Consider the following 25037-nt stretch of genomic DNA (forward strand, 5'->3'; position numbering starts at 1 on the left):
ACGAAACTTTTCCTCTCTGCCCGATACAATTAAGATTGAGAATTCCGTTTTCAACCTTTCAATTAAGAAGGCAACCGGAGGGTTAGGCTTGTCATCCAAGCATTTGCCAGTCTCGTATGGATTTCGATGGTGGTGAAGAGCTAAGGTTCCATCTAGATCACAAATAATCGCTTTAGTGAACATTAGATTAACTGGCAAATTTCTCCCGTAGTTTTGCATAACCCGGTTTAATAACATTATAAATCATATCGACTCGTTCTGAATAGGGAATAAATGCACTTTTCATTGAATTGATGGAAAGTCGCTCTAAATCTTCAAATGAAAGCCCAAAAAACTGGTGAGCGATTCGGTATTCTTCGGAGAGGGTTGTGTTACTCATTAATCGATTGTCGGTATTAATGGTCACACGAAATTTATTTTTGAAAAAAATGCCAAACGGATGCTCTGCAAATGACTTTGCCGCTCCGGTATGAATATTAGAAGAAAGGCAAATTTCAAGTGGAATTCGCTTATCAAGAACGTATTGAGAAAGCGAACCGAATTTTATCACCTCTCCATTGAGCACGGCCATATCGTCAATCAGTCGCGTAGCATGTCCAATTCGATGCGCACCGCACCACTGGATGGCTTGCCAAATGGATTCTTTTCCAAATCCCTCACCCGCGTGAATGGTAATACTGAAGTTCGCTCGTTGACAAAAATGAAAAGCTTCAACATGTTTTTTTGGGGGATATCCGCCTTCTTCGCCTGCCAAGTCAAAGCCAATTACTCCGCGGTCTCGAAAATCAACGGCAAGCTGCGCCATATCCAAGGAATGCTGGCTTTCTAAATGCCGCATTGCACAAATGATAAGTCTTCCTTTTACACCAAAATCTCGCTCGCCCTTTTCTAATCCTTTAAGAACGGAACGTAGAATTTCCTCCCAATGCATTCCTTTTCCAGTATGAAAAACTGGCGCAAATCGAATCTCAACATAACATACTCCATCGTTTTTCATGTCTTCAAGCAGTTCATAGGCGACACGTTCAAGCGCTTCCGGGGTTTGCATCAATGCACAAGTATGGGCAAAACCCTCTAAATACTCCGGTAAACTGCCACGGCTTGCGCCTCGAAAAAACCATTCTGCGAGTGCTTCAGGGTCAGAGGAAGGCAGCTCAGTATATTTTTGATCTTTTGCCAGTTCAATAATTGTTTTAGGACGAAGCCCACCATCAAGATGTTCGTGAAGCAACACCTTTGGGGCAAGCCGAAGAATTTCATCAGATAATTTTTTCATTTTGTTTAGGTGTTTATGTTGGCTCAATTTGCTAAAATAAGTGTAAGTGTCGAAATGAAATTCATTTGAACGAAGCAAAATTCTTCTCGGTTAGGTATGGCTGAAGGAACTCAAGATTTCGGCACCTTCCTGTATCTTCACAAGATTTTTTTGCAGTAACAATAACTATTATGGTCGTTCATTTTTTAACGGGAAAATTAGTCACGATTGTTGGCTTTACAGCAGCAGCTATGTCGGCCTTTGCGTATTATCGATCGGCTCAATCAAATGCGTTCAGCCAACTTGAAAACGAATGGAAAAGATTGGCTCGATTAATGTACTGGGTGATGCTCGGGGCAATTGTCATTAATGGGATTCACCTGCTTACCCTGATTTGGACTCATCAATTCCAATACAATTATGTGAAACATTATTCCTCTACAGATTTAAACCCATTTTATTTACTCTCTACCTTTTATGCCGGTCAAGAGGGCAGTTTTATGTTGTGGATGTTTTATGGAAGTTTATTCGGTTATTTTCTGATAAGAACTGCAAAAGAATACGAAGCCCCTGTTATGGCGATTCTTATGCTCTCTCAAGCGTTCTTGTTATCGATGATTTTGGGGATTGAAGTTCCGGGTTTAGGTACTTTAGGAAGCGATCCTTTTGCCCTTGTTCAAGGTCCTATACCAACTGAAGGTGATGGCTTAAACCCACTCCTTCAAAACCCTTGGATGGTGATTCACCCACCAACGTTGTTTGTCGGTTTTTCGTCACTCATTGTTCCGTATGCATTTGCAATTGCAGCCGTTTGGAAAAATAAATACAACGATTGGATTCGACCGGCAATGCCGTGGGTTCTCTTAAGTGCGGCTGTTTTAGGAACAGGAATTATGATGGGCGGCTATTGGGCCTATAAGGTATTAGGTTGGGGTGGTTATTGGGGATGGGATCCGGTTGAAAACTCCTCGCTTGTGCCTTGGCTCTTGACGGTTTCTTTAATTCACACAATGATTGTTCAAAAAAAGAATGGGGGATTAAAGAAAACAAATATCCTTTTTGCCATCCTTGCTTTCACAGCAGTTTTATATAGTGCCTTTTTAACACGAAGCGGCGTCCTAGCTGATTTCTCTGTTCATTCTTTCACCGATTTAGGGCTTTACAATCAACTTCTTGCCTTTTTTGTACTTTTTTTGCTGATTGGGGTTGGTCTTTTGCTTTATCGCTTGAAAGCGATTCCCTCAACAGCCTCAAGCGATTCAATCTATTCAAGAGAGTTTTTTTTGCATTGCGGTTCTGTTGTGCTTTTTTTGATTGCAATTGTGGTTGCTTCAGGAACCAGTGCCCCAATTATCAACCGATTTTTTACTGATAAACCAGATCCGGTTTTGCCCGAGTTTTATAATCGCGTAACCCTTCCGTTGGCCGTTTTAATTGGCCTACTTTCAGCTATTGGACAGCTTATTTGGTGGAAAAAAATCGACAAAGAGAATCTTATTAAATCGATCTCTACACCGATTTCACTTGCTATGATTTTTACTTCTCTTTTGGTGGTGATGGGTATGCGTGATGCGGGAATGATTCTTTTAGCCCTTGCCGCTTCATTTTCATTATTTGCCAATGCTCAAGTGTTTTGGAAGGTGGCACAAGGCAATGTTCGCTTTGCCGGTGGAAGCATTACGCATGTCGGGCTTGGCTTAATGTTGCTCGGTATTATTGGCTCTGCAAAGTATGGAGAAAATAAACATTTAGAACTTCCTAAAGGGGAAACAGTCACGGCATTTGGCAAAAAGCTGACATACACAGGAATGGAATTGATTGAAGGTGCAAAAAGCGGATTTCGAATTGAAGTTGAAACGACTCCCGAGGATGTTTATTTGGCAATGCCTGTAATGTATGAAACGCAGCGAATGACCGTTCAAAACCCCGACGTGCTTCATTTTGCAACGCAAGATTTTTATATCTCTCCGGTCAATTTGATGACTAAAAAAAGTGAAAACGAATTAATCTTAAAAAAGGGGGAAAGTCAAACGATTAAGGGCGTTACCGTTCAATTTACAGGATTCAACTTTACCAGAAGTTCTTTAAATCCACAAGGCGGTGCCGCGCCGGTTCGTGTCGTTTCAACGCTATCAGTGACCTATAATGGCATATTAGAAACAATTGAACCTGTTTATGTGATTGCTCCCGGCAGCGATCCTGTAATTCAAACGGCAGCATTGAAATCTGCACCGGATATTTCACTTGCCGTAACCAATATTGATGCGTCAAATGGGCGTGTGGCTGTGGATATAATTGGGTTGCCAAATCAAAGCAATCAACCTTCTGAAACTCTTTTGATTGAAGCTTCTACAAAACCCTATATCAATGTTCTTTGGATGGGCACCTACTTGGTATTTTTAGGATTTGGTTTTTCGATTTATCGCCGTTGGAAGGAGCGTGTTTTTTTATCAAAGGGCGTTACTAAAAATGAAGTGTCGAAAGTTGATAAAACTGAAATAAACGAGATGGTGTAGGAGTTTAAGCAAGTAGGTGAGTTTAAGGTGTTAAGCGTCATTAAAGCCCATCATTGATGGGCTTTTTTTAGTCGTGAAGTCGATGAAAAGATTGGGATATAGAAAAATCGGGGTGAACGGTCAGAGAGTTAATTGATGAAGCACTTCGTTTAACACTGCCACTATTCAAAAAAAGGATATCTTCCACCAAATATTTTTCTTGACGATGATAATGACCGTGTAGGGCAATTTTTACCCCAATTTTCTTCAAAGTTTCTAAAAAGGCTTCCTTTTCGATAAGCTCCATCGACCAAATGAATGCTTTATCTGTGGGCGACTTTGGTTCAAACAAAAAATATGCGTGATGAAATAAAGCAATCGGGAATGTATCGGAAAGTGATTTTAAGATATCGGGGTGGCGAATTCCAAACCGCTCGGAAGCGTGAACATAACCTCTTGCCCCTGTGGGATTAATGTTCAACGACCATTCGAGCACACTATTAAATGAAATCAAAGAAACCTTAAGTTCACCGTTGGTCAGAATTTTTACGAAGGGGAAATATTCTTTGATTTCAGTGTCGTCTGTGATGGTTTCGCGGAAAATGTCGCAAAACTCATGCAGTTTTTTTGCGTATCCCAAGCCCTTGGATTCCATTGCGCGAGTGGCAGTGGTCTTAAGTGTTGCAGCAAATCCCTCAGGGATCACTTCATACTTTCCAAAAATGTCATGATTGCCGGGGATTAAGGTCACCTTTTCCCAATTTAATATTCCAAGACGAAGGAAAACCTCGCGAAGCCGATACAAGTCATCATAGTTGGCGACATCCACGACATCGCCTGTAATGGCGATATGATCGTGCCCGGTTTCTAAAATCTTTTCAAGAAGAAATTCGATTTCATCGATACAATTCGGCCGCTTTTCAGTATCGAGATGAAGATCAGAGATGTGAGCAATCTTAATCATAAGGGCAATTCCTTCTTAAGTCAAAAAACCTTGATGCCTAAGCCTGTTCGTCGGTTTGGGGTTCTTTGAGATGCAATTTTTCTAATATGATATCATAAACTTCTTTAAGGATTGCTATAATCCAAATAAAAATACCGACAACAAGCAGCGTAACTGCAAATGTGACAAGGGTAAGAAAGATGTATCCCGCAATAACTTCCATACAACAAACGGATAAATTAGAAACAACATGTTAAAATTACACTCTTTTCCGGTAGAAACGAAAAAGAGGTTTCGAAAAATCGGATTAAACGACAGCATAAAATGCCTAAATTTGCAAACTGCAATATCGAAGGATTTTTTGCAGAGAAAGAGTAAATGCGAATAACCGGCGAGTTTCATCGCTGATTCAACAACCAAAATCGAGGTAACTCGGCAAACCGTAATGGGAAAGGAGTAATTATGCCACCATTGGCAAAAACAGCGAAGAAAGAGGTTCATCCGGAAAAAAACGGATTTACACAAAACGATGTCACAACGCTTAAAGAATCTTTTTTCCGTCATCTTGAATTCACACTCGCGAAAGATAAATATTCTGCCTCTGCCCGCGATAAATATCTCTCCCTTTCACATTCCATTTGCGACCGATTAATTGAGCGATGGTTATATACCCAACAAACCTATTACAATCATGATGCCAAAAGACTTTATTATTTATCGATGGAATTTTTGATTGGCAGAAGTTTAAGTAATTCAATTGTGAATCTCGGGATGGAAAAAGAGGTTCGAGAGTGCCTCTCAGAACTTGGGTATTCCCTCGAAGACTTGGAAGAATTGGAATCTGATGCTGGTTTAGGAAATGGAGGTCTTGGGCGTTTAGCAGCATGCTTTTTGGATTCAATGGCCACAATGGAGCTTCCGGGATATGGATACGGAATTAGATATGAATTTGGAATTTTTTCTCAAAAGGTTGTCAATGGGTTTCAAATGGAACGACCTGACAATTGGCTCCGCTACGGATGCCCTTGGGAGTTTGAGCGACCGGAGTCGATTCATGTAGTAAAATTTTACGGGAAAGTTCATCAATTTACCGACCACCTCGGAATTTTAAGAACCCTTTGGGAAGAAACACAAGATGTGGTGGCAATGGCTTATGACTATCCTATTCCGGGGTATAAAAATAATACGGTGAATAACCTTCGGTTATGGGCAGCAAAAGCAACACGAGAGTTTCAATTTGAATATTTCAATAGTGGCGACTATGCAAAGTCAGTCGAGGAAAAAGCCCAAACAGAAACCATTTCAAAGGTGCTTTATCCAAATGATAACAATGCTTTTGGAAAAGAATTAAGACTGAAACAAGAGTACTTCTTTGCCTCGGCATCTTTACAAGACATTATTCGCCGCTATAAAAAAGAAAGAAAAACCTTTGACGATTTCCCCAATAAAGTTGCCATTCAGTTAAATGACACGCACCCTGCTATTGCCGTAGCGGAACTCATGCACATTTTAATCGATCAGGAGCATTTGGCGTGGGACAAGGCGTGGAGCATAACTCAAAGAACATTTGCCTATACCAATCATACGGTGATGCCGGAGGCTTTGGAAAAATGGTCGGTACAATTATTTGGAAAAGTATTACCTCGCCACCTACAAATTATTTTTGAAATCAATCATCGCTTTTTGGGAGAAGTGCGCGGGAGGTTCCCCGGAGATGAAGCCCGAGTGGCGAGAATGTCTTTAATTGAAGAGGGCGGTGAAAAATTGATTCGAATGGCAAACCTTGCCATTATCGGAAGTCATTCGGTGAATGGGGTTGCTGCAATCCACTCGGATATCATTAAAGAAACGCTTTTCAAAGATTTCTATGAAATGTTTCCGTCGCGGTTTAATAACAAAACCAATGGAATTACACAGCGTCGTTGGCTAAAGCTTTGCAACCCGACGCTATCAAATCTGATTGATTCGAAAATTGGGGATGGATGGTGTAAGCATTTGGAAGAAATCAAAAAGCTTGAACCCTTTGCCAAAGACAAAGCATTTCAAAAAGAATGGCATGAAGCCAAACAGGTCAATAAAAGAAGATTGGCTGAGCACATCAAATCTCATTTGGATCTAAATGTGAATCTGGATTCAATGTTTGATATTCAAGTGAAAAGAATTCACGAATACAAACGCCAACTGCTCAACGCGTTGCATGCGATTCATCTTTATATGCAATTGAAAGAAAATCCAAAAGCGCCATTTACTCCAAGAACCATCATTTTTGGGGGTAAGGCAGCACCGGGTTACTATATGGCAAAGTTGATTATAAAACTGATTAATAGCATCGGTGATAAAGTCAATTTTGATGATGAAATCGGTGATCAATTAAAAGTAATTTTTCTGGAGAATTACTCAGTTTCACTTGCGGAAAAGATTATCCCAGCGGCTGATCTTTCGGAACAAGTTTCCACTGCTGGAACAGAGGCTTCAGGAACTGGAAATATGAAGTTTGCCTTGAATGGCGCACTCACGATTGGCACACTTGATGGGGCAAATGTAGAGATTAAAGAAGAAGTGGGAGATGAAAATATCTTCATTTTTGGGTTGACGGTTGATGAGGTGGATTCATTGAAAGCGCGCGGTTACAACCCTATGGATTATTATCAATCCAATCCGGATATCAAGAAAATTTTGGATTTGATTGCAAGCGGATTTTTCTCACCATCTCAGCCGGACTTATTTAAGCCTATCGTGGATTCTCTTATTTCAAATGATCGTTATTTGCTTTTGGCTGATTTTGCGTCGTATATCAATTGTCAAAAAGCGGCATCTGAAGCGTATCGAAATCAAGAGAAGTGGAATGAAATGTCGATTCTAAATGTCGCGAGGATTGCGAAGTTTTCAACCGACCGAACCATTTCTGAGTATGCTGATGAAATTTGGAGGCTAAAAGCAATACCGGTAAAAATTTGAAGGTAATTTTGCCGTAACCAAAAAGGGAGCACAAAATGCTCCTTTTTTGGTTAAGATTATTCGTTCAACTTCGAGGTGATTGGGTTTTTAAGACCCGTTGCACTGATTATCTCGGCATAAAGTGATCCAACAGGCACTTTCATTGAAATTTTGACCGGCACTTTATTTTCATCATCAGTTACCCAAACCAAAATTTTTCCTTCACTCTTAAATAAACCTTGGCCTTGAACAAGGGGCTCCAAAACAATTGTCCTTACGGTTCCAATTTCTGTTTCAAGTAAGTCTCGATTACGAACTTTAATGATTAAAGGAAATGATTTGTCACTACTAAAATTTTGAATTGTAATCACATCGTCGTTTTTATAAGAACGAAGATTTAAGGTTCGAACAAAGAAATAGGCAGAAATAACATCTTGCGTAAATGCTTCCATTGGAAAGTCTTTATTGTGATGATAAGAACGAGCAATGGCGGACTCGTGAAAAAATTCTACTTCATCGTCATGAGAAAATTTCCCTTCCCGTATTTGCTGACGGAAGTACATCGGATATTGCCCTTCTTTATGAATGATGCTTTCATATCGATCATTGACCGGAAAAAAGTTCTCAAAAAAAGGAACTGTTTTTGCGGTATAAACAATATGATAACAGTCTTGACCACGAATCACGGTGTCTTTTGGGACGGATATTTCAGTTGTGACGGCTGTGATGCCGGTGTACTTGATTCGAAACTCGAGTTTTTCTCCGGTATGATAAGCGGTGTTTCTAATTTGCCTTAGGGCTCGAGAGGTTATATTTCGATTCGCCGATAGGGTATCGATGCCTGAAGCAAGGGTTTGAGCCTCGCAGTTATTGAAAGAAAAAAAAGATGGAATAACCAAGAAGAATGCGACCGCTGTATGTAATGTAATATCGCGAGGTCCTTTCATATTCATCAAGTTAAGCAGTTGGATGGTATTGTTTGTTACAGCATCATAGAAATAACCTTTTTTCAAAAACAGCAATGTTTCGATTTAGGTAAAATTCTTGTGAGAATCAACACATTAATGAACTCATTCATACGAGTAGAATTTTTCTTTTGATTCAACAAAGGTTTGCGGTAAATTATTCTTAGAAAAAATGAACAAAAGCCAATATTAATAAATAATTCATATTAGCTTTTATACCCTATCAATGATTTCATCCGTTATGCGCGGATGACTTACCGAAAGTTTAAGGAGAATGACGAAAATGAATCGAAATACGGGCTTTATCAATCTCGCCCGCCTGACCCTCTTTCAAATTTCTTTGGGTATAATCTACTTTATTCTTACCGACACCCTGAATCGCGTGATGACCATAGAACTCTCAATTGCAGCTTGGATTGTGGGGAGTCTCATTGGGATTCGAGAAATTATGGCTCTGATTGGGATTAAAATTTGGGCCGGAAATCTCTCCGATAAAACACATTTTTTGGGTTATAAAAGAACGCCGTTTATTCTTGGCGGGTTACTGGCATCGGCGATTTCATTTTACTTCATTGCACCAACAGCCTTTGAAGTTCAGAGCAACTATATGCTTGGTATTCTAAAGTTATTGATTGCATTTACGATTTTCGGAATCGGTTATAATGCTTCATTGACAGCCTACTATGCGCTTATTGCAGATATCGCAGGAGAAAAAAATATTCCAAAGGTCGCAGCAATGAGTTGGACATTAATGGTTCTTGGGGGAATTGTTACTTCGGTCTTAATGTCGTCGTATTTGAAAGAATTTTCGGAAGAAAGGTTTGTTTCAGCGCTCCAAACCGCAAGTTTGATTTCAATCGCAATTGGCTTTGTAACGATCATTGGGGTGGAAGATCGAACGGATGAAAGCATAAAAAATATATCCAATGAAACACTCACTTTTCTCGCCTCTCTTAAGTTGATAAATGCCTCTCCCTTAACAAAAAAATTCGCTTTTTACATCTTCATTTCAATTTTTGCTGCATTTGGAACAGAACTTATTCTTGAGCCTTTCGGCGCCGATGTATTGGGTTTAAGTGTGAGCGAGACGACAAAATTCCGTCAGTACCTTGGGCTGCCTCAGCTCCTTTTTATGATTTTAACAGGATTTATTATTAATCGTTTTGGAATCAAAAAAGCGGTATTGGTAGGGAATGCTGTGGCGACGGTAGGATATACGCTTCTAATTTCTGCGGGTGTTTTTCAACTGCAAAAGTTATTGATACCGTCGTTAATACTTGTCGGTGTTGGATTGGGATTTTGCACGGTTGGGAATATAGTGATGATGATGATGATGAACGCCGGTAGAAGCGGATTGTATGTTGGCCTTTGGGGGACTGCACAAAGCCTTGCAATGTTTCTTTCCGGAACGGGAGTCGGTGCTATTCGAGATATAATGCTTCATTTTTTTGCAAACCCTATGATGGGTTATACAATCATTTTCCTACTCGTTATTGGAGCATTTACAATTTCAACCTCAATGCTCCCTTCTATTTCAAAAGAGAATTTTGAGGCAGAATCAAAAGTAAAATTAGAAGAAGTATTAGCAACAGCTGCCGATTAAAGTAATGAAAAAAAAAGTCCTCTTAGTTTTTACCCGTTCAGCGAGTGGTGTTGATGGGCCACGCTCAGTTACCAACGCCAAGAAAAACTTGTTTGGAAAGATTAAAGACAGCGTTTTCGAATCCGTTTTGAAACGGGGTCAATTTGCCGTTCCTCCAATGGCTCTCATGATGTTGAGTTCAGTTGATATCCCCGGAGTTGAAATAAAAATTTGTGATCTTCGTTTCGATGCCCTTCCGCTTGATGAAAATTGGGATATGGTCGGGTTTACAGTCCATACGGGGCTTGCTAAAACAGTCTTTGAAGTTTCTGAATTATTTCGAACGCGTGGCGCAAAAATTATTTATGGAGGTCCTCATGTAACCCTTTTTCCTGATTCCGTGAGAGAATATGCAGATTCAATTGTCTTGGGAGAAGCCGATGAATTATGGCCTCAAGTTTTGGATGATCTCAAAAATGATTCTCTGAAATCGAGATATGAATCGCAAACTTCACCAGATTTGGAGAAAATTGCTCCTGTTTCAAAACGAGCAATTCACATCTCAAATTATTTCACAACAAATTTGATTCAAACTTCACGAGGCTGCCCTTATCGATGCGATTTTTGCAATGTGTATGTTATGAACGGAAATCGAATGCGACATCGCCCCATCGATCATGTTGTTAAGGAGGTTGAAAATTTTCTCAAGGATGATCAACGGGTTTTCTTTTTTGTCAATGATACAATGAATGCAGACCCTAAGTATTCTCTTGCCCTTTTCAAACGATTAATTCCCTATAAAATCCAATGGGTTGGACAAGCCACAACAATGCTTGGGTCTCAAACAGAACTCCTTGAAGCTTTTTCACTTTCAGGTTGTAAGGGGTTACTCTTAGGTATTGAAGGTGTAACGGATAAGTCGAATCATGAGCACCGGAAGGTGCAGAATAAAGAGTCGCAACTACTTAAGAATATCCAAGCCATTCGAAAAGCTGGAATATGTGTTTATGGGAGTTTTATTTATGGTCTTGATGGTGATACGCTTGAAACACCAAAATTGCTCAAAGATTTTATCAAGGAGTCGGGAGTTGATGTTCCGGGGATTAATATTTTAAGACCAATTCCGGGAACGGCACTTTTTGACCGGTTAAAATCTGAAGGGCGATTGCTTTTTCCTTCAGATGATATCTACGCCTTTCGTTATAGTTGGGGTCAGGAGTTACTTTGCAAGCCAAAAAATATTGACCCTTCAGATTTTATTTTAAGCTATTGTGAACTGACTAAAGATATTTTTTCGCTGAAAGGTGCCCTTCAAAGAACGATTGATGCGCCTTCAATTAAACAAGCGATTTTGGCATTCAATTTAGCGTACATTCACATGTACGGGCTTTCAAGACGTGATTTAACTCACCAACTTCAAGGGTGGGTTGGGAGTAGTAATACGGAAAATAATTATATTGAAAATTCCGTTTTACTTGAAAGTAAGTAAGTGTCTGAATTCCCATTTGAATGAATCAAAAACAACAATCCAAGTTGATTTCCCAATACTTCGATTAAGTTTTTAAAGAGAATACTCCAATATGGCAAATTTCTATTTTCAACCGAATCTTTCCACGTCTCCCTCCTCTCAATATAAGGGGTTCTTGAATGACCGTCAATACGGGATGAACCTCTTAAACTCGTTGAGCGTAGTTGCTCAAGTTTATGATGGTGATATTCGTGCTATTAATGAAACTGCAAAAACGAAAGGGTCAAATGACCCTAAAGGGAAACGTGCGCGTGAAATGTATCAAGCCGCTCAAATTGTGGCTGGATCGCTAATTGATGGATTGAAAGCCAATCTAAAATTGTTAGAGACGATTAAGCACGAGCTTTCAGAAAATAAAAGCACTTTACTAAACAAGTATTACACTGTATTTGACCAAAGGCTTGCTCTTCCTATTGATCAAAATCGTGTGGCTACAATGCTTCGTGATGACTTGACCATCTTGTTAGGAATTCCTGACCCGGATGATGAAAGAATTATTAGCGTAACCCGTTGCTTCAATGCTTATCAAAATGCTACTGTTGCAAACGGAGGATTTCAGACGGCACTTTATGAAATTGAAAATGCACTCTCTAAGCCTGAAGGTGAAAAAGATTTTCTTCTTCTTTATCGCTTAGGAATGATACACCTTTACAGCCCGGAGCATCTTGATTTACCAAGGGCACTTTTTTGTTTTTCACAGGTGGTTAAGGTATTAGAGGGAGAGATTACTGGTTCATTCAAAAGAATTCTATGTGCACTTGCGGATTATGGAAGCGAAGGAATGATGCTTTCGCAAGAGGAATTATTGAAGGAAGTTACGGCCAAAGCCCTTTACGAAGCTGGGATGGCGTCTTACATAGATCAAAACTTTACTGAAGCAAAAAAATATTTTTCAAAAGCGTGGAATTCAGTGAAATCGCCCTCTGCGGGATATATGCTTGCAAAGTCAACATTGTTTATTGGTGGAGAGACTTCAAATTCAGACACGGTTAAAATTCTTTCGGAAGTAATTGAAACGGATAGCAATTTCGCTTTTCGGCTTTCTGTCGATGAAGAGTTGTATCACAAGTCGCTGATGCTTCCGATTCTCAATAATTTGAGAGATAATGCATTGAGCGAAGTCGAGACGGCGATTGCGAATTCACGCAAAACAATGTCTCCCGAGAGTCAGGCAATTCCAATCCTAAAGGAAGTCGAAAAAAAGTTAGGTCTTAAAAGTTACTTTGAGGTTTTGGAGGCCTCAAATGAATTAAAGAAGGGTCGAAATTGGAAAATTTTACCGACATCTTTTGATCATAAGTACAGCATCAATGGTCACACACTGAAAGTAAATTCAACGGTATTTAGTCCCGATAGCCAATTTATAGCTTCAGCCAGTTGGAAAGTATTGATTACCGGAGCAAAGTCGGGTGAAGAACTCCAAACCTTGATGGGACATTCGGTCAAAGAGTATGTCTATTCACTTGCTTTTAGTACCAATAGTGTGATGCTTGCCTCGGCAAGTACAGATCGAACCATAAAACTTTGGAATGCAAAAACCGGACAAGAACTCTTTACACTTATTGGACACAAGCAAAGCATTAATAATGTCGCATTTAGCCCAAATGGAAATCAGTTGGCTTCGGGAAGTGTTGATGCTTCGATTATTTTATGGAATAGCAGCACAGGTGAATTATTAGACCGGCTAAAAGGCCACAAGGATAGTGTCAATTATGTTACTTATGCCCCTAATGGAAAGCTTTTAGCTTCTTGTAGTGACGATAAAACCATCATCATTTGGGATGTCGAGACCAAAGAAAAAATTCGGCAAATTGAAGGACATAATCATGTGATTGAATCCATAACCTTCAGCCCTGATAGTAAAAAATTAGTTTCGGCAGGGTGGGATAAAATTGTTCGACTTTGGAATGTCGAGACAGGAGAAAAAATTCGCGAAATGAAAGGGCACATAACGGGAGTCTCGGATGTTGCGTTCAATCATGACGGTCAAACCATTTCTTCAATCAGTTATAACCGTAGAACACAAATCTCGGTAATAAAACTTTGGGATACCGAAACCGGTGTGGAACTCCAATCCTTCGCAGGAAATTTTTATCATGTGACATTTAGCCCCGATGGCAATACACTCGCACTCTCGACAAGTGAAAAAGATATCAAGGTCTTTGCAGCGCGGCCAACTTCTGTTTTGGATTTTATTCCTCTTGAACGATCAATCCGCGAGCAAATTGAAAAGTTAAAAGAAGCGGAGGAGAAAGAAGATGCCATTGAAGGAAATAATTCCCGCAAAACAGATGCCGTTTGGATTGGTGAAGGTGATCGAAGAAGAGGTCGATATTAACTACTCAGCGCCTGTAAAGAAAGAAAAATTCATCGTTTGAAACCCGTTTTCAATTCCTTCTTTCAGGAAATGATTTAAGAATGGAGGAAAAAGCGGCTCTCGATCAAAATCCTTTACTTCAAGCCATTTTGTTTCAAGAATCAATTGTTCAGATAAATTAAATTCAGGGTCATATCCTGTTTTTAATTCTCCTTCAACAGCAAGGCAATGAAACCCAAGCGTTAATGAATGAAAGTCTGCACACCCCGTGTTTTGAGTTTCATAAGGGAAAATGAGTTCTTTGATAAAAAGAAGTTTTCCAACGGAACAAAGAATCCCTGTTTCCTCTAAGACTTCTCGTTTAACCCCATTTTCAATACTCTCTCCAAATTCTAAAGCACCTCCCGGCAATATCCACGCTTCCTCAGGAAAGTGCTTGTTGTTAAAAAATCGTTTGTGCTTTACAAGTGCAATCGAATTTCCATTTTGCAAAATTCCGCAAACGCGCAGTCTAATTTTTCCTTTTGGGGAAAGGTTTGATTGAATATCGATCATTGGGTTATCGCGATAACTTTTTTTTAGGAACTGACCGCTTTGGTAAGTCGTAGAGTGAGACAATTGTAAAAAAAGCTTCTTCTTTTCGCCAGTGATTGATGTCGCTGCGGCATGATTTACAAAAATCGTGGAAGAGTTGCTTGCCGTTCAACTCAACTTTGAAATCGCTCGATGGCTTGGTTGTCCAACACCGATTGCAGGTAATTTTTTTCATACTTGATTCAACTTGTCATGAAGAATGATGAATCGCTTGAAGGCCCTTCTTGGTTGCCAAAAAATAATATTGTGAGGCCAGTTTGTCAGAAACTAAAAGTCGGTTCACAATTTCTTGATAAAACGGAATTAAATCTGCCTCCCGTTCAATTCTTACATAATCTTCTTCAAATTCACTCCACTCTAATATATCAATCAATCGCTTGGTTAATAGGCTATTCAACGTTTGTGCAAGCAGTTCACGAGATAAATGACATTCATCCATTAAATCTGTAAAGGTTGCAACAAAATGGAGGTTATCTAATATTGTTTCTTCGGATTCACTCAGCATTTAAGTAAAGCGTTCAATTTGCATAACTAAAATAATGCATTCAAAAGAGTAAATGTTCTCAAGTCAAGTTTTGTATTTTGCAATCTTTCAATAAGGATTGACTTAATTTAGTGGCTGATTTATGATTGTTCGAATGGTTCGAATGACATTCAAACCGGAAGAAGTGTCGCGATTCTTGGCTCTTTATACAAGTATCGCTCCAAAAATTAAGGCTGTTGAGGGATGTCACTCCGTCGGTTTGTATCATGATGTAGATGCCGAATTTACATATGCTACCATTAGTGCGTGGGAGTCGAAAGAAGCTTTGGAATCCTATCGTCAGAGTGATTTTTTTAAGGAAACTTGGGCAAAGGTCAAAATGATGCAGAGCAGCAAAGCAGTCGCACACAGTTATGAAATTCATCCGCTACAAAATTCATGATATCAAACCAATCAGTCTTAAACTTTTCCCAAAAGCCTCTTCAAACTGGAATTGCCTTACAATTTATTACGGAGAGCTATAGGTCAAACTTTCCGCATCTTTCAAATCAAAAATATTACAATCACGCTGCCGTTTCACCGTTATCAAACCGAGTGGTTCAAGCGGTAAAATCTCAACTCCACGAGTGGAATAATGGCGATATCGAAAACTACCTAACCGATTTGATGCCGCTATCAAATGTATTGCGGAATCGCGTTGCAAGACTAATTGAGGCTAACTCGAGCAATGTGGCGTTTATTCCAAACACCAGTTATGGGTTGAATGTTTTAGCGCAAGGCTTAAAGTGGAATGCAGGTGATCGAATTCTTCTTTATGAACAAGACTTTCCTTCAAATATCTATCCATTTTTGAACTTGAAAGCGAAAGGAGTCGAAATCGACTTTATTCCATATACCGATGGAACGGTTTCACTTGAAGCGATTCAGCAGAGACTCACCCCAAAAACGAAACTCCTTTCTTTAAGCTATGTTCAATACATCACTGGGGCGAGAATCGATTTAAAGCAAGTTTCAGAAACATGTCATCGAAACGGGACTTTGTTTTCTGTGGATGCAATTCAAGCAATAGGGGCAATGCCTATCTCTTGTATTGAGAGTCAGATTGATTTTCTTGCGGCAGGGTGTCATAAATGGGGGATGTCACCGATGGGAACAGGATTTCTCTACATTTCTGATCAATTGCTTGAAAGGATAGAAACATCATTTTGGGGATGGTTGAGTGTTGAAGAACCGTGGGATTTGATGAACTTCAATCAATCTTTACGAAAGGAAGCCAAGCGGTTTGAATTGGGAACTTACAATTGGGCGGGGCTTGCCGGAATGAATGAAGCCTTCACCATTTTTGAGGAAATCGGGAAGTTCAATCTTGAACAAAAGCTGTTAGACCTTTCAGAAACACTCATCAATGAACTTGAAGACAAAGGGCTTCGATGTGTTTTAAAAAACGCGGTTAATCAGCGCTCGGGTATTGTATCAGTAAATGGTTTTGAAAATCCTGATCGTGTGGTTTCACAACTGTTGGAAAAAAAGATTGAGGTATCGGCTCGAGGAGGCGTTTTAAGAATTTCCCCGCATTTTTATAATTCACTTGATGAAATGAAAGAACTAGCTTTAGAAATTAAATCGGTAGTAAACCATTAAAATGACAATTAAAGAAGCGGTTGTTACGCTCCTCAATGGAGAAAATCTTTCAGCCTTGGATATTGAAGAAGTGGTGCTGCAAGTGATGCGAGGAGAGACATCGGATATCTTGATTTCCGCGTTTCTCGTTCTACTTCGCCAAAAGGGAGAAACAAGTGAAGAAATTATCGGCGCCGTGAAGGCGGTTCGAAGTCAGAGCACAAAAATTCAGCTAGATGAAAATTCTGTTGATACCTGCGGAACCGGAGGCGACGGTGCAGGTACTTTTAATATATCAACGGCTTCTGCGCTGATTGCCGCGGCTGCAGGAGTAAAGATAGCCAAGCACGGAAATCGATCTGCCTCTAGCCGATGTGGCAGTGCGGATGTTTTAGAATCTATTGGATTTAAGATTGACTTAGATAGTGACAAAACGAAAGCTCTTTTTGAACAAACGGGTTTTGCTTTTCTTTATGCGCCGGTTTATCATAAATCTATGAAAGCCGTTGCTCCTGTTCGAAAGGAATTGGGACTACGAACCATATTTAATGTGATCGGCCCTATGTGTAATCCGGCCGGGGTTTTAAGACAGGTCATCGGTGTCTATGATAAAGGTCTCACCGGAATCTTTGCGCAAGTGCTTCGTCAACTTGGGAGTGAACACTGTCTCATCATTCACGGTCTTACTGCTGAAGGGGTAACACTTGATGAACCAAGCATTTGCGGTGCAACAGTAATCTCAGAATTAAAGGGAGGATTGGTGACTAATTACACGGTCTTTCCGGAAGACTTTGGGCTCAAGCGATGGCAGCTTTCGGATATTGAAGGTGGGGATTTAAAACAAAATGCTCAAATTATTTGGCACCTCGCAGAGAATCAAGTTTCCGATGCCATTAAAGAAGCCGCGCTTCTTTCGGCAGGGATGTCGATTTACATTAGCGGAAAAACCGACTCCATTAAAGATGGTATTGATATTGCAAGAGATGTTATTGAAAGTGGAAAAATGAAAACATTTCTTAGGGAAACATTGGTAGCCACACAAAACCTTTCTTCATCGGTTCAAACATAATATCTGTAAATTTGTAGAGTTAATTTTGAAGTGATGAAGTGATATGGATAATTCATCGGTACATAAAACCGGTCTTTCACCCGAAACTGAGAAAATTTTGGGAACAAAATTTCATGAGGCTGGCATAAGCGAAAGCGAAAAGCAACGGGTATTAAAAGCGCTTGTAACAGTAAACCAATCAGGCTTTTATATTAAACCCTCAGCGATTTTGAGACTCATGAAACCGGTGACTTGGTTTCCACCAATGTGGGCATTTTTATGTGGCGCAATCTCTACGGGTGTTAGTCTTTTAGATTCTTGGCACATCGTGCTTGCAGGTCTGGTGCTCGCCGGTCCTTTAATGTGCGCGATGTCTCAAACAATGAACGATTACTTTGACCGAGAGGTCGATGCAATTAATGAACCTACACGGCCAATTCCTTCCGGCGAGATTTCAAAAACGGCAAGTTGGAGTATCACATTCTCTTTGATCATCATTGGTTTCTTTCTTGCATATTGGATTCACCCTTTTGTTTTAGTGGTCTCTTTTATTGGCGTTCTGATGTCTCATATTTACTCCGGCCCACCCCTTAGAGCGAAAAAGAATGGATGGTTTGGAAATCTTGTGGTAGGATTTGCGTATGAAGGTGTTGCTTGGCTTACTGGATCATTCTCACTTTCTCAAGGTGTGCCAAGCGGTGAAACCATTGCATTGGCCATAACTTTCTCTTTAGGCGCGCACGGAATAATGACGCTCAATGATTTCAAGTCAATTGTTGGAGATTCAATTCAAAATGTTCGTTCAATACCGGTTCAATTAGGGCCAAAAAGGGCTTCGCTATTAGCATGTGCCGTCATGAATATGGCTCAAACCTTTGCCATCGTCCTTTTGGCGTACAAAGGAGCTTACATCAGTGCGATTTTCGCCTCACTCTTTCTTTTGATTCAACAACCAATGCAGCAAATTTTAATTCGCAATCCAAAGGAAAAGGCGATTTGGTATAATTCTTTTGGAACCCTTCTTTATGTGTTGGTCATGATGATCTCGGCGTTTGGTATCAGACCTTGATTTATAAAGGCATCAGTTCTTAAAATATCAATCGGTTCAGTTTTTAGGCCGATTAATTCTGATCACGAAGATGAAAAAGTATTTATGTATTCACGGCCACTTTTATCAACCGCCGCGCGAGAACCCGTGGCTCGAAGAGATTGAAGCGCAAGAATCTGCTTATCCTTATCGTGATTGGAATGAACGAATCACGGCTGAATGTTATGCCCCCAACGGCGCATCACGAATTTTAGATCGTGATAAAATCATCGAGATTGTAAACAACTACTCGAAAATCAGTTTCAATTTTGGCCCTACCCTTCTTTCTTGGATGGAAAGGCGAACCCCAGAAACTTATGCAGCGATTTTAGAAGCAGACAAAGAAAGCTTAAAAAATTTCGGTGGGCACGGTTCTGCAATTGCACAAGTCTATAATCACTTGATTATGCCGCTTGCGACAAGAAAGGATAAAGAAATCCAAATTGTATGGGGTTTGAGAGACTTTGAATCTCGCTTTAAGCGAAAATCAGAAGGAATGTGGTTAGCCGAAACAGCGGTTGATATCGAGACTTTAGAACTGCTTGCTGAGCACGGGGTGAAATATACCATTCTTTCGCCAAGGCAGGCTCAGCGAATTCGAAAAATTGGCGATGAAAAATGGACTGATGTTTCAGGTGAAAGAATTGATCCAAAAATTCCTTACATCTGCAACTTACCTAATGGGAAAAGCATTTCACTTTTCTTTTATGATGGTCCTATTTCCCGTGCGGTTGCTTTTGATGGGCTTCTGAACAACGGCGAAAATTTGGCGCGAAGGTTGCTCAGTGCTTACACCGGAAGTGGAGATACACAGCTAGTTCATATTGCTACCGATGGAGAAACTTACGGGCATCATCATAAGCACGGTGATATGGCACTCGGGTATTGCCTTTATTATATCGAATCAAATGATCTAGCGAAGATTACAGTTTATGGTGAGTTTCTTGAAATTTACCCCCCCGCTTATGAAGTCATGATTATTGAACGAACATCGTGGAGCTGTTTTCACGGCATTGAGCGATGGCGGTCTAATTGCGGGTGTAATACCGGAACGGCTGCTTCGCAATCTTGGCGTGAACCACTTCGAGGTGCGCAAGATTGGCTTCGACTTCATCTTGAGCCGCTTTATGAAAAGGAAATCATAAAGTACTTCAAAGATGAATGGCAGGCGAAACTGGATTTCATTGCTGTGATTTTAGATCGGAGTCAGCAGTCCTTAAATCATTTTTTTGAAAAACATCAATTGCGCCCACTAACTGATGCCGAACGAATAAAAGTGTTGCAGCTTTTGGAAATGGAGCGTAACGCCCTCTTAATGTACACAAGTTGCGGTTGGTTTTTCGATGAAATATCCGGAATTGAAACCGTGCAGGTAATTCAATATGCGGCGCGCGCTATGCAGCTGGCAAAGGAGGTTGCGGGAGAAGATTATGAGGAAGAATATCTGCGAATTCTTAAACAAGCTAGAAGCAATGTCGCGGGGATTAAGAATGGCGGACGAGTTTATGAGTGGTATGTCAAACCGGCTTCTGTAGATACAAAAAGAGTTGCTGCACATTATGCGGTATCTTCATTATTCGAATCTTTCCCAAAGAAGGCAGATATCTATTCATTCAGTACCGAGCAATTGCAACATGAAGTTGTGCAAAATAAAGAGTGGAAATTGGTTTTTGGAAAAGTGTCGATTTTCTCGAAGATATCTTTCGAAAGCCACACCACTTTCTACGCTGTAAGTCATTTGGGTGGTCACGACCTCTCGGGGGGAATCAGCGAAGAGATGACCGATGAAGTTTTTGAAGAAGCAAAAAGAGAGATTAAAGTCGCTTTTGAAAAGGGAGATCAAAAACAAACCATCCATTTAATTTCAAAGTATTTTGGTTCAGCTGAATATTCATTTCATCATGTTTTTGCTGACGAAAACAGAAAGATATTCAAGCATGTTTTGCAAGGGGCACTAACTGAAATTGAAACAGCAATGCGAAAGACTTATGAAACGCAGCACTCACTGATTTCTGTCATGCGTGATACGCACACCCCGCTTCCAAAAGCACTTAAAACAGCAGCAGAGTTTACTCTCAATCACGACCTAAGGGAACTCATCGAAAGCGAAATGCCAGACCCTGAAAAGGTGAGTGAATTAATGGAGGAATTGAGAGAACTCTCACTCGAACTTGATCACGAAACCCTTTCTTATGTCTCAGTCAAAGTCGTCAATGATTTGATTGACCGTTTTTATAAGAACCCCGATGACCTTGACCTTCTAAAGAAATTGGATAAGCGCTTGGAGGCGATTGATAAACTTTATCTAAAGCTCGATCTTTGGCATGCCCAAAACACGCTCTTTGCCATATCGATTAAAAATTACGGTTCAAAGAGAGTGGCAGCAATGCAAGGTGATTCTACAGCAAAGCAGTGGATTCGATTTTTCCAAGGCATTTCAAATTATTTGAAGGTGGAAGTATAATGTATAAAGCAAGATTGATGGGTTTGCTTGGTTATCCACTCAAAGGCAAAGATATACGATGATTCAAAAATGCGAAGCGATCGTGCTGCGTTCTTTGGATTACCGCGATGAATCAAAAATTGTTACGCTTTACACCAAACAGTTTGGGATTCTTTCAGCAATTGCTAAAGGCGTTCGCAAGCCCGGTGCTAAAATGAGTTCTGTATTTGAACCCTCCTATTCTATTGATGCGATTCTTTACCGTAAAACAACACGCGATCTTCAACTTATATCCGATGCCACAGTTCGCGAGTCCTTTCCAGAAATCAGCCTAAGTCTCGAGCGTCTGAAGTATGTGATGCAGGTATTAGAAATTGTTCGACTTTCCATCACGGAAAGCGACCCTCAAATCAAAATATTCTTACTTCTAAAAGATTTTTTACGGGCGATTGCACAGGCAAAAAAAAATTATCAAAATTTCTTTTTTCTGTTTCAAATCAAGTTTATTTCTGAATTAGGTTTTAAGCCGGATTTTTCAAAAAGCGTTATTTCAGGGCTTGACTTAAAGGAGATTTTAGAAGCTGGAATTAAAAGCTATAAACTTCCGAAACTCGTAATGATTACAGGTTTAGGCGGAATCGCCTTAAAAGATGAAGCGAAAGCCAATGGTTTAAACGCAATGGAGATTTCTGTTCAGGCCTTCAAACTCTTTGATATACTCTCAAAAGAAAAATTCGATTCGCTTGAATCCATAATTATTCAACCAACAACGGCCGCCGAAATAGCTCGAATGTTAGATCAATATTATAGAACTCACCTGCAAGACTTACCACCTCTTCGATCAAAAGATGTCTTTGGGCAAATGAGCGATTTCATTTAGCCGGCAACAGTCTGGATCTCAGTCTTTAAGTGTATTTCTTCCAAAACGCCGCTGACCCTTAAACATTCTTCCAATTCGCCATCATACACCACAGAGCGACCTTTATTGTGAACTTCCCAAGTGTGTGCTTCTGCCTTACTTCGGCTGCAACGAACGGCTTTGATGATTTGATTGATAACTTCATCGAAGGTATGGAAGTTATCGTTATACAACACAACCATATATGGGTCGTCGAAAAGGGTATCAACATTCGATTCTTTTTCCAAAACATCGCCAAAGCGAGAGGGTTCTTGTACGGAATTTGAGAATGAAGAGAAGAATATCATGCCAAAGTGGAATGTGAAAATTTGTAAAAAGACGAACTTCGCCGTTAATGAAAAAAAGTTACTGAATGGAAAGTTTTACAGAAAGGGTAATGTAAAAATTCAAACGAAAATTACGGTTGAAAAGTTTACGGTCTTCTTAACTTGATGGGAAGCAATGCCTTAATAATTTTGAATAAAAAATTTTTTATGATTCAGATTTACGAGGGCGATTATATCTTCCTCAAGTTAACAAATTAAGAACAAGTGAATATTCTTTAAATCAATGAGTAAATTTTTCAGATTTTTGTTTTATGATTTTCAACTTATAAAATGAAAGAAGTATGAAACCAAGTGAAATGGCCGCAGCATTGGCGCTGATTGAGGGGATTCAGAGAAAGCCGGTTGGGATTAAGTTTATTCGAAAAGCCGATGAATTGCCTTCTGATATACCGGAGTTTGGCAAAGACGCGCAAGGCTCTGCAAAATCTATGTTATGCGCGATGTGGGGCGACGCATTTTCCGGAGCAGGGCCATTTTACACCGTCAAAAAACATCATATCTGTGGAGGAGGAGCCGTTGCCGCCGGCTTTGGTTCCCCGGTTCCCATTGAAGCTGCAGCGAAATTTATGGTTGGTGAAAAATTGGTTTTTGGAAATTTACCCGCTTTAAAGAAGGCGATGGATTCAACACTTCCGTTTGAGGATAATGAATTTGAAGCGCAAGTGATTTCTTCTTTAGAAGCAATCGATGACCTGTTTATCCCTGATATCGTTTTAGTCATTTGCAGTCCCGGGCAAGGTCAACACATTTTAAGAGCATACGGATTTGATTCTGGGCAGGTGATATACGGCATTGGCGGAACTTCAACATGCGAAATGGTCACATCGTATGTGATGCATACAGAGCGACCCACATTCACGCTTGGCGATTTGGGCGGAAATACGGGTATGAGTATCGGCGAGCATGAAGTCCTTTTAGCCTTCCCTTATCAAGATATGGTCATTGCTGTATCAAACTTGGAGCGGATTTGCCGAAATTCAACGATGTATAAACACTCGCTTTATCATGAGCTTCCACGAACGGTTTCATTAAAATAAAAATCACGGATTTTCAACTTGAATTGGATTCTGTTCGGCATCGTTACTTATGTGGCATTACAAATCGTAATTGGGTTTTGGGCTTCAAGAAGTATTTCAACAGAAGATGATTATCTCTTGGCAGGCCGAAAATTCGGATACGGGCTTTCCATTTTTTCAATTTTTGCAACTTGGTTTGGCGCAGAAACTTGCATCGGGTCATCCGGTCGAATATTTCAAGAAGGAATATTCGGCGGCTTAGCAGACCCGATTGGCTATGGCCTTTGCATTTTTTTTATGGGATTAGTCTTTGCTGTTCCACTTTGGAAAAAACAACTAACTACCCTCGTCGATCTTTTCCGTATTCGATTTTCAGAAAATACCGAGAGGCTTGCGGCCCTTTTAATGGCGCCAACGTCAATGCTTTGGGCTGCGGCACAAATACGAGCATTTGGACAAGTAATTGCATTTGTTTCGAATTTTAGTGTTGATATTGCTATTTCGTTTGCCGCGATAGTGGTGATAATCTACACCGTTTCAGGTGGGTTAATGGCAGATGCTGTGACGGATATTATTCAAGGCGGGATGTTAATTCTTGGGCTAATAATTATTTTTGTTGCTCTTGTTATGAATTCTCAATTACAATCAGGATTCTCTCAAATTCATCCGGAAAAATTTCTTCTTGTTTCTGAAAAGCATTCTACAATGGATTTGCTTGAAGCTTTAGCCATTCCACTTGTTGGCTCAATGGTGGTTCAAGAACTTGTTGCTCGAACATTAGCAGCTAAAAGCCCTCGTGTTGCGAAAAATTCAGCACTCATTGCCTCGGGAGTTTATTTTCTTGTTGGACTTATTCCTGCGATTATTGGTTTGATTGGTTTTTCTTTAGTTCCAGAAGGAACGGAACCTGAACAAGTCCTTTCAACGGTAGCGAAAAGCGTATTAAGCCCTTTGTTATTTATTCTTTTTACGGGTGCGCTTGTCTCGGCAATTCTTTCAACAGTCGATAGTGCACTGTTGGCTTCAGGTGCAATTCTCTCGCACAATTTGGTCTTAAGAGTTTTTCCACACAAAAGCGAGGAGCTGAAGCTTCGTTGGACTAGAATGCTTGTGATTTTATCTGGAGTTATCGCTTATTTACTTGCACTAACAGGAGGAAGTGTCTATGAATTGGCGGAGAGCACTTCGGGTTTTTCAAGCGCGGGAATTTTTACAATCACTGTGTTTGGTCTTTTCTCAGCCTTTGGTTCCGAAAGAGCGGCAATCACTTCACTCATTGTTGGAACGCTTCTCTGGCTTGTTGGATCAAGTTCTCTTGGATGGAGCTATCCTTATTTGATTTCACTTTTAGGAGCAGTGGTGAGTTACTTATTAATTGGTTGGCTGGAAAAGAATGGATCGACATCCCTTAGACGATATAAACGCTAAGAGATTTTTTTCTTAATTCTTGTGAATGAAAGAGCTTGGGCGTATTTTTG

The 25037-nt window shown here is 40.1% G+C and carries 20 protein-coding genes; 13 read left to right on the top strand and 7 right to left on the bottom strand.

From position 1 onward, the window contains the following. Positions 1-187 precede the first annotated feature (187 nt). Positions 188-1276: an adenosine deaminase gene (locus tag SFU91_09145; protein MDX2129186.1), complete on the bottom strand. Its 1089-nt coding sequence runs from the start codon at positions 1274-1276 to the stop codon at positions 188-190. A gap of 170 nt (positions 1277-1446) precedes the next feature. On the opposite strand from SFU91_09145, the gene ccsA reads away from it, so the two are divergent. Beyond that, on the top strand, positions 1447-3771 hold the full coding sequence (ccsA, locus tag SFU91_09150; protein ID MDX2129187.1) for a cytochrome c biogenesis protein CcsA: 2325 nt from the start codon (positions 1447-1449) through the stop codon (positions 3769-3771). A 67-nt stretch (positions 3772-3838) separates the two neighbouring features. On the opposite strand, the gene SFU91_09155 is transcribed toward ccsA, so the two are convergent. Next, positions 3839-4714 (bottom strand): metallophosphoesterase, encoded by an 876-nt coding sequence (locus tag SFU91_09155; GenBank protein ID MDX2129188.1) that lies wholly within the window; start codon positions 4712-4714, stop codon positions 3839-3841. Between the two features lie 37 nt (positions 4715-4751). After that, complete coding sequence (locus tag SFU91_09160; GenBank protein ID MDX2129189.1) at positions 4752-4916, bottom strand: hypothetical protein; 165 nt, start codon at positions 4914-4916, stop codon at positions 4752-4754. Between the two features lie 239 nt (positions 4917-5155). On the opposite strand from SFU91_09160, the gene SFU91_09165 reads away from it, so the two are divergent. After that, positions 5156-7651 (top strand): glycogen/starch/alpha-glucan phosphorylase, encoded by a 2496-nt coding sequence (locus SFU91_09165; GenBank protein MDX2129190.1) that lies wholly within the window; start codon positions 5156-5158, stop codon positions 7649-7651. Between the two features lie 56 nt (positions 7652-7707). Here SFU91_09165 and SFU91_09170 read toward each other — a convergent pair whose 3' ends face one another. Further along, entirely contained in the window at positions 7708-8643 is a 936-nt protein-coding gene (locus tag SFU91_09170) for a DUF3108 domain-containing protein (protein MDX2129191.1), read from the bottom strand. 235 nt (positions 8644-8878) lie between these two features. On the opposite strand from SFU91_09170, the gene SFU91_09175 reads away from it, so the two are divergent. The 3 genes from SFU91_09175 (at position 8879) to SFU91_09185 (ending at position 14043) form a co-directional block, all read left to right on the top strand. Continuing rightward, a complete protein-coding gene (locus SFU91_09175) occupies positions 8879-10198 on the top strand; it encodes a BCD family MFS transporter (protein MDX2129192.1) in 1320 nt (439 codons plus the stop codon). A gap of 4 nt (positions 10199-10202) precedes the next feature. Then, positions 10203-11666 (top strand): radical SAM protein, encoded by a 1464-nt coding sequence (locus SFU91_09180; GenBank protein ID MDX2129193.1) that lies wholly within the window; start codon positions 10203-10205, stop codon positions 11664-11666. 91 nt (positions 11667-11757) lie between these two features. Beyond that, a complete protein-coding gene (locus tag SFU91_09185; GenBank protein MDX2129194.1) occupies positions 11758-14043 on the top strand; it encodes a WD40 repeat domain-containing protein in 2286 nt (761 codons plus the stop codon). Here SFU91_09185 and SFU91_09190 read toward each other — a convergent pair whose 3' ends face one another. Next, positions 14044-14577 (bottom strand): NUDIX hydrolase, encoded by a 534-nt coding sequence (locus SFU91_09190; protein ID MDX2129195.1) that lies wholly within the window; start codon positions 14575-14577, stop codon positions 14044-14046. Positions 14578-14806: 229 nt separating this feature from the next. Continuing rightward, positions 14807-15121, bottom strand: coding sequence for a hypothetical protein (locus SFU91_09195; GenBank protein MDX2129196.1), 315 nt, complete (start codon positions 15119-15121; stop codon positions 14807-14809). 121 nt (positions 15122-15242) lie between these two features. Here SFU91_09195 and SFU91_09200 point away from each other — a divergent pair, with 121 nt between their 5' ends. The 6 genes from SFU91_09200 (at position 15243) to recO (ending at position 22178) form a co-directional block, all read left to right on the top strand. Beyond that, a complete protein-coding gene (locus SFU91_09200; GenBank protein MDX2129197.1) occupies positions 15243-15542 on the top strand; it encodes an antibiotic biosynthesis monooxygenase family protein in 300 nt (99 codons plus the stop codon). Further along, entirely contained in the window at positions 15539-16741 is a 1203-nt protein-coding gene (locus tag SFU91_09205) for an aminotransferase class V-fold PLP-dependent enzyme (protein ID MDX2129198.1), read from the top strand. Before SFU91_09200 ends, SFU91_09205 begins: the two co-directional genes overlap by 4 nt. Before the next feature lies 1 nt (position 16742). Beyond that, positions 16743-17789, top strand: coding sequence for an anthranilate phosphoribosyltransferase (gene trpD / locus SFU91_09210; protein MDX2129199.1), 1047 nt, complete (start codon positions 16743-16745; stop codon positions 17787-17789). A 43-nt stretch (positions 17790-17832) separates the two neighbouring features. Next, entirely contained in the window at positions 17833-18837 is a 1005-nt protein-coding gene (gene chlG / locus SFU91_09215) for a chlorophyll synthase ChlG (protein MDX2129200.1), read from the top strand. Positions 18838-18907: 70 nt separating this feature from the next. Then, positions 18908-21319, top strand: coding sequence for a DUF3536 domain-containing protein (locus SFU91_09220; protein ID MDX2129201.1), 2412 nt, complete (start codon positions 18908-18910; stop codon positions 21317-21319). A 58-nt stretch (positions 21320-21377) separates the two neighbouring features. Beyond that, a complete protein-coding gene (gene recO, locus SFU91_09225; GenBank protein ID MDX2129202.1) occupies positions 21378-22178 on the top strand; it encodes a DNA repair protein RecO in 801 nt (266 codons plus the stop codon). On the opposite strand, the gene SFU91_09230 is transcribed toward recO, so the two are convergent. Then, positions 22175-22504 (bottom strand): ATP-dependent Clp protease adaptor ClpS, encoded by a 330-nt coding sequence (locus SFU91_09230; GenBank protein ID MDX2129203.1) that lies wholly within the window; start codon positions 22502-22504, stop codon positions 22175-22177. The two genes, recO and SFU91_09230, sit on opposite strands and share 4 nt — an antisense overlap. 320 nt (positions 22505-22824) lie before the next feature. Between SFU91_09230 and SFU91_09235 the strand changes: the two genes are divergently transcribed. Together SFU91_09235 and SFU91_09240 are read left to right on the top strand one after the other, a co-directional pair. Further along, positions 22825-23580, top strand: coding sequence for a DUF169 domain-containing protein (locus tag SFU91_09235; GenBank protein MDX2129204.1), 756 nt, complete (start codon positions 22825-22827; stop codon positions 23578-23580). 18 nt (positions 23581-23598) lie between these two features. After that, positions 23599-24987 carry a sodium:solute symporter family protein gene (locus SFU91_09240; GenBank protein MDX2129205.1) on the top strand — a complete coding sequence of 463 codons (1389 nt, stop codon included), beginning with the start codon at positions 23599-23601 and terminating at the stop codon, positions 24985-24987. The last annotated feature ends 50 nt before the right edge of the window (positions 24988-25037 follow it).

The sequence above is a fragment of the Chloroherpetonaceae bacterium genome, from assembly GCA_033763895.1.
Taxonomy (GTDB): Bacteria; Bacteroidota; Chlorobiia; order Chlorobiales; family Thermochlorobacteraceae; genus JANRJQ01.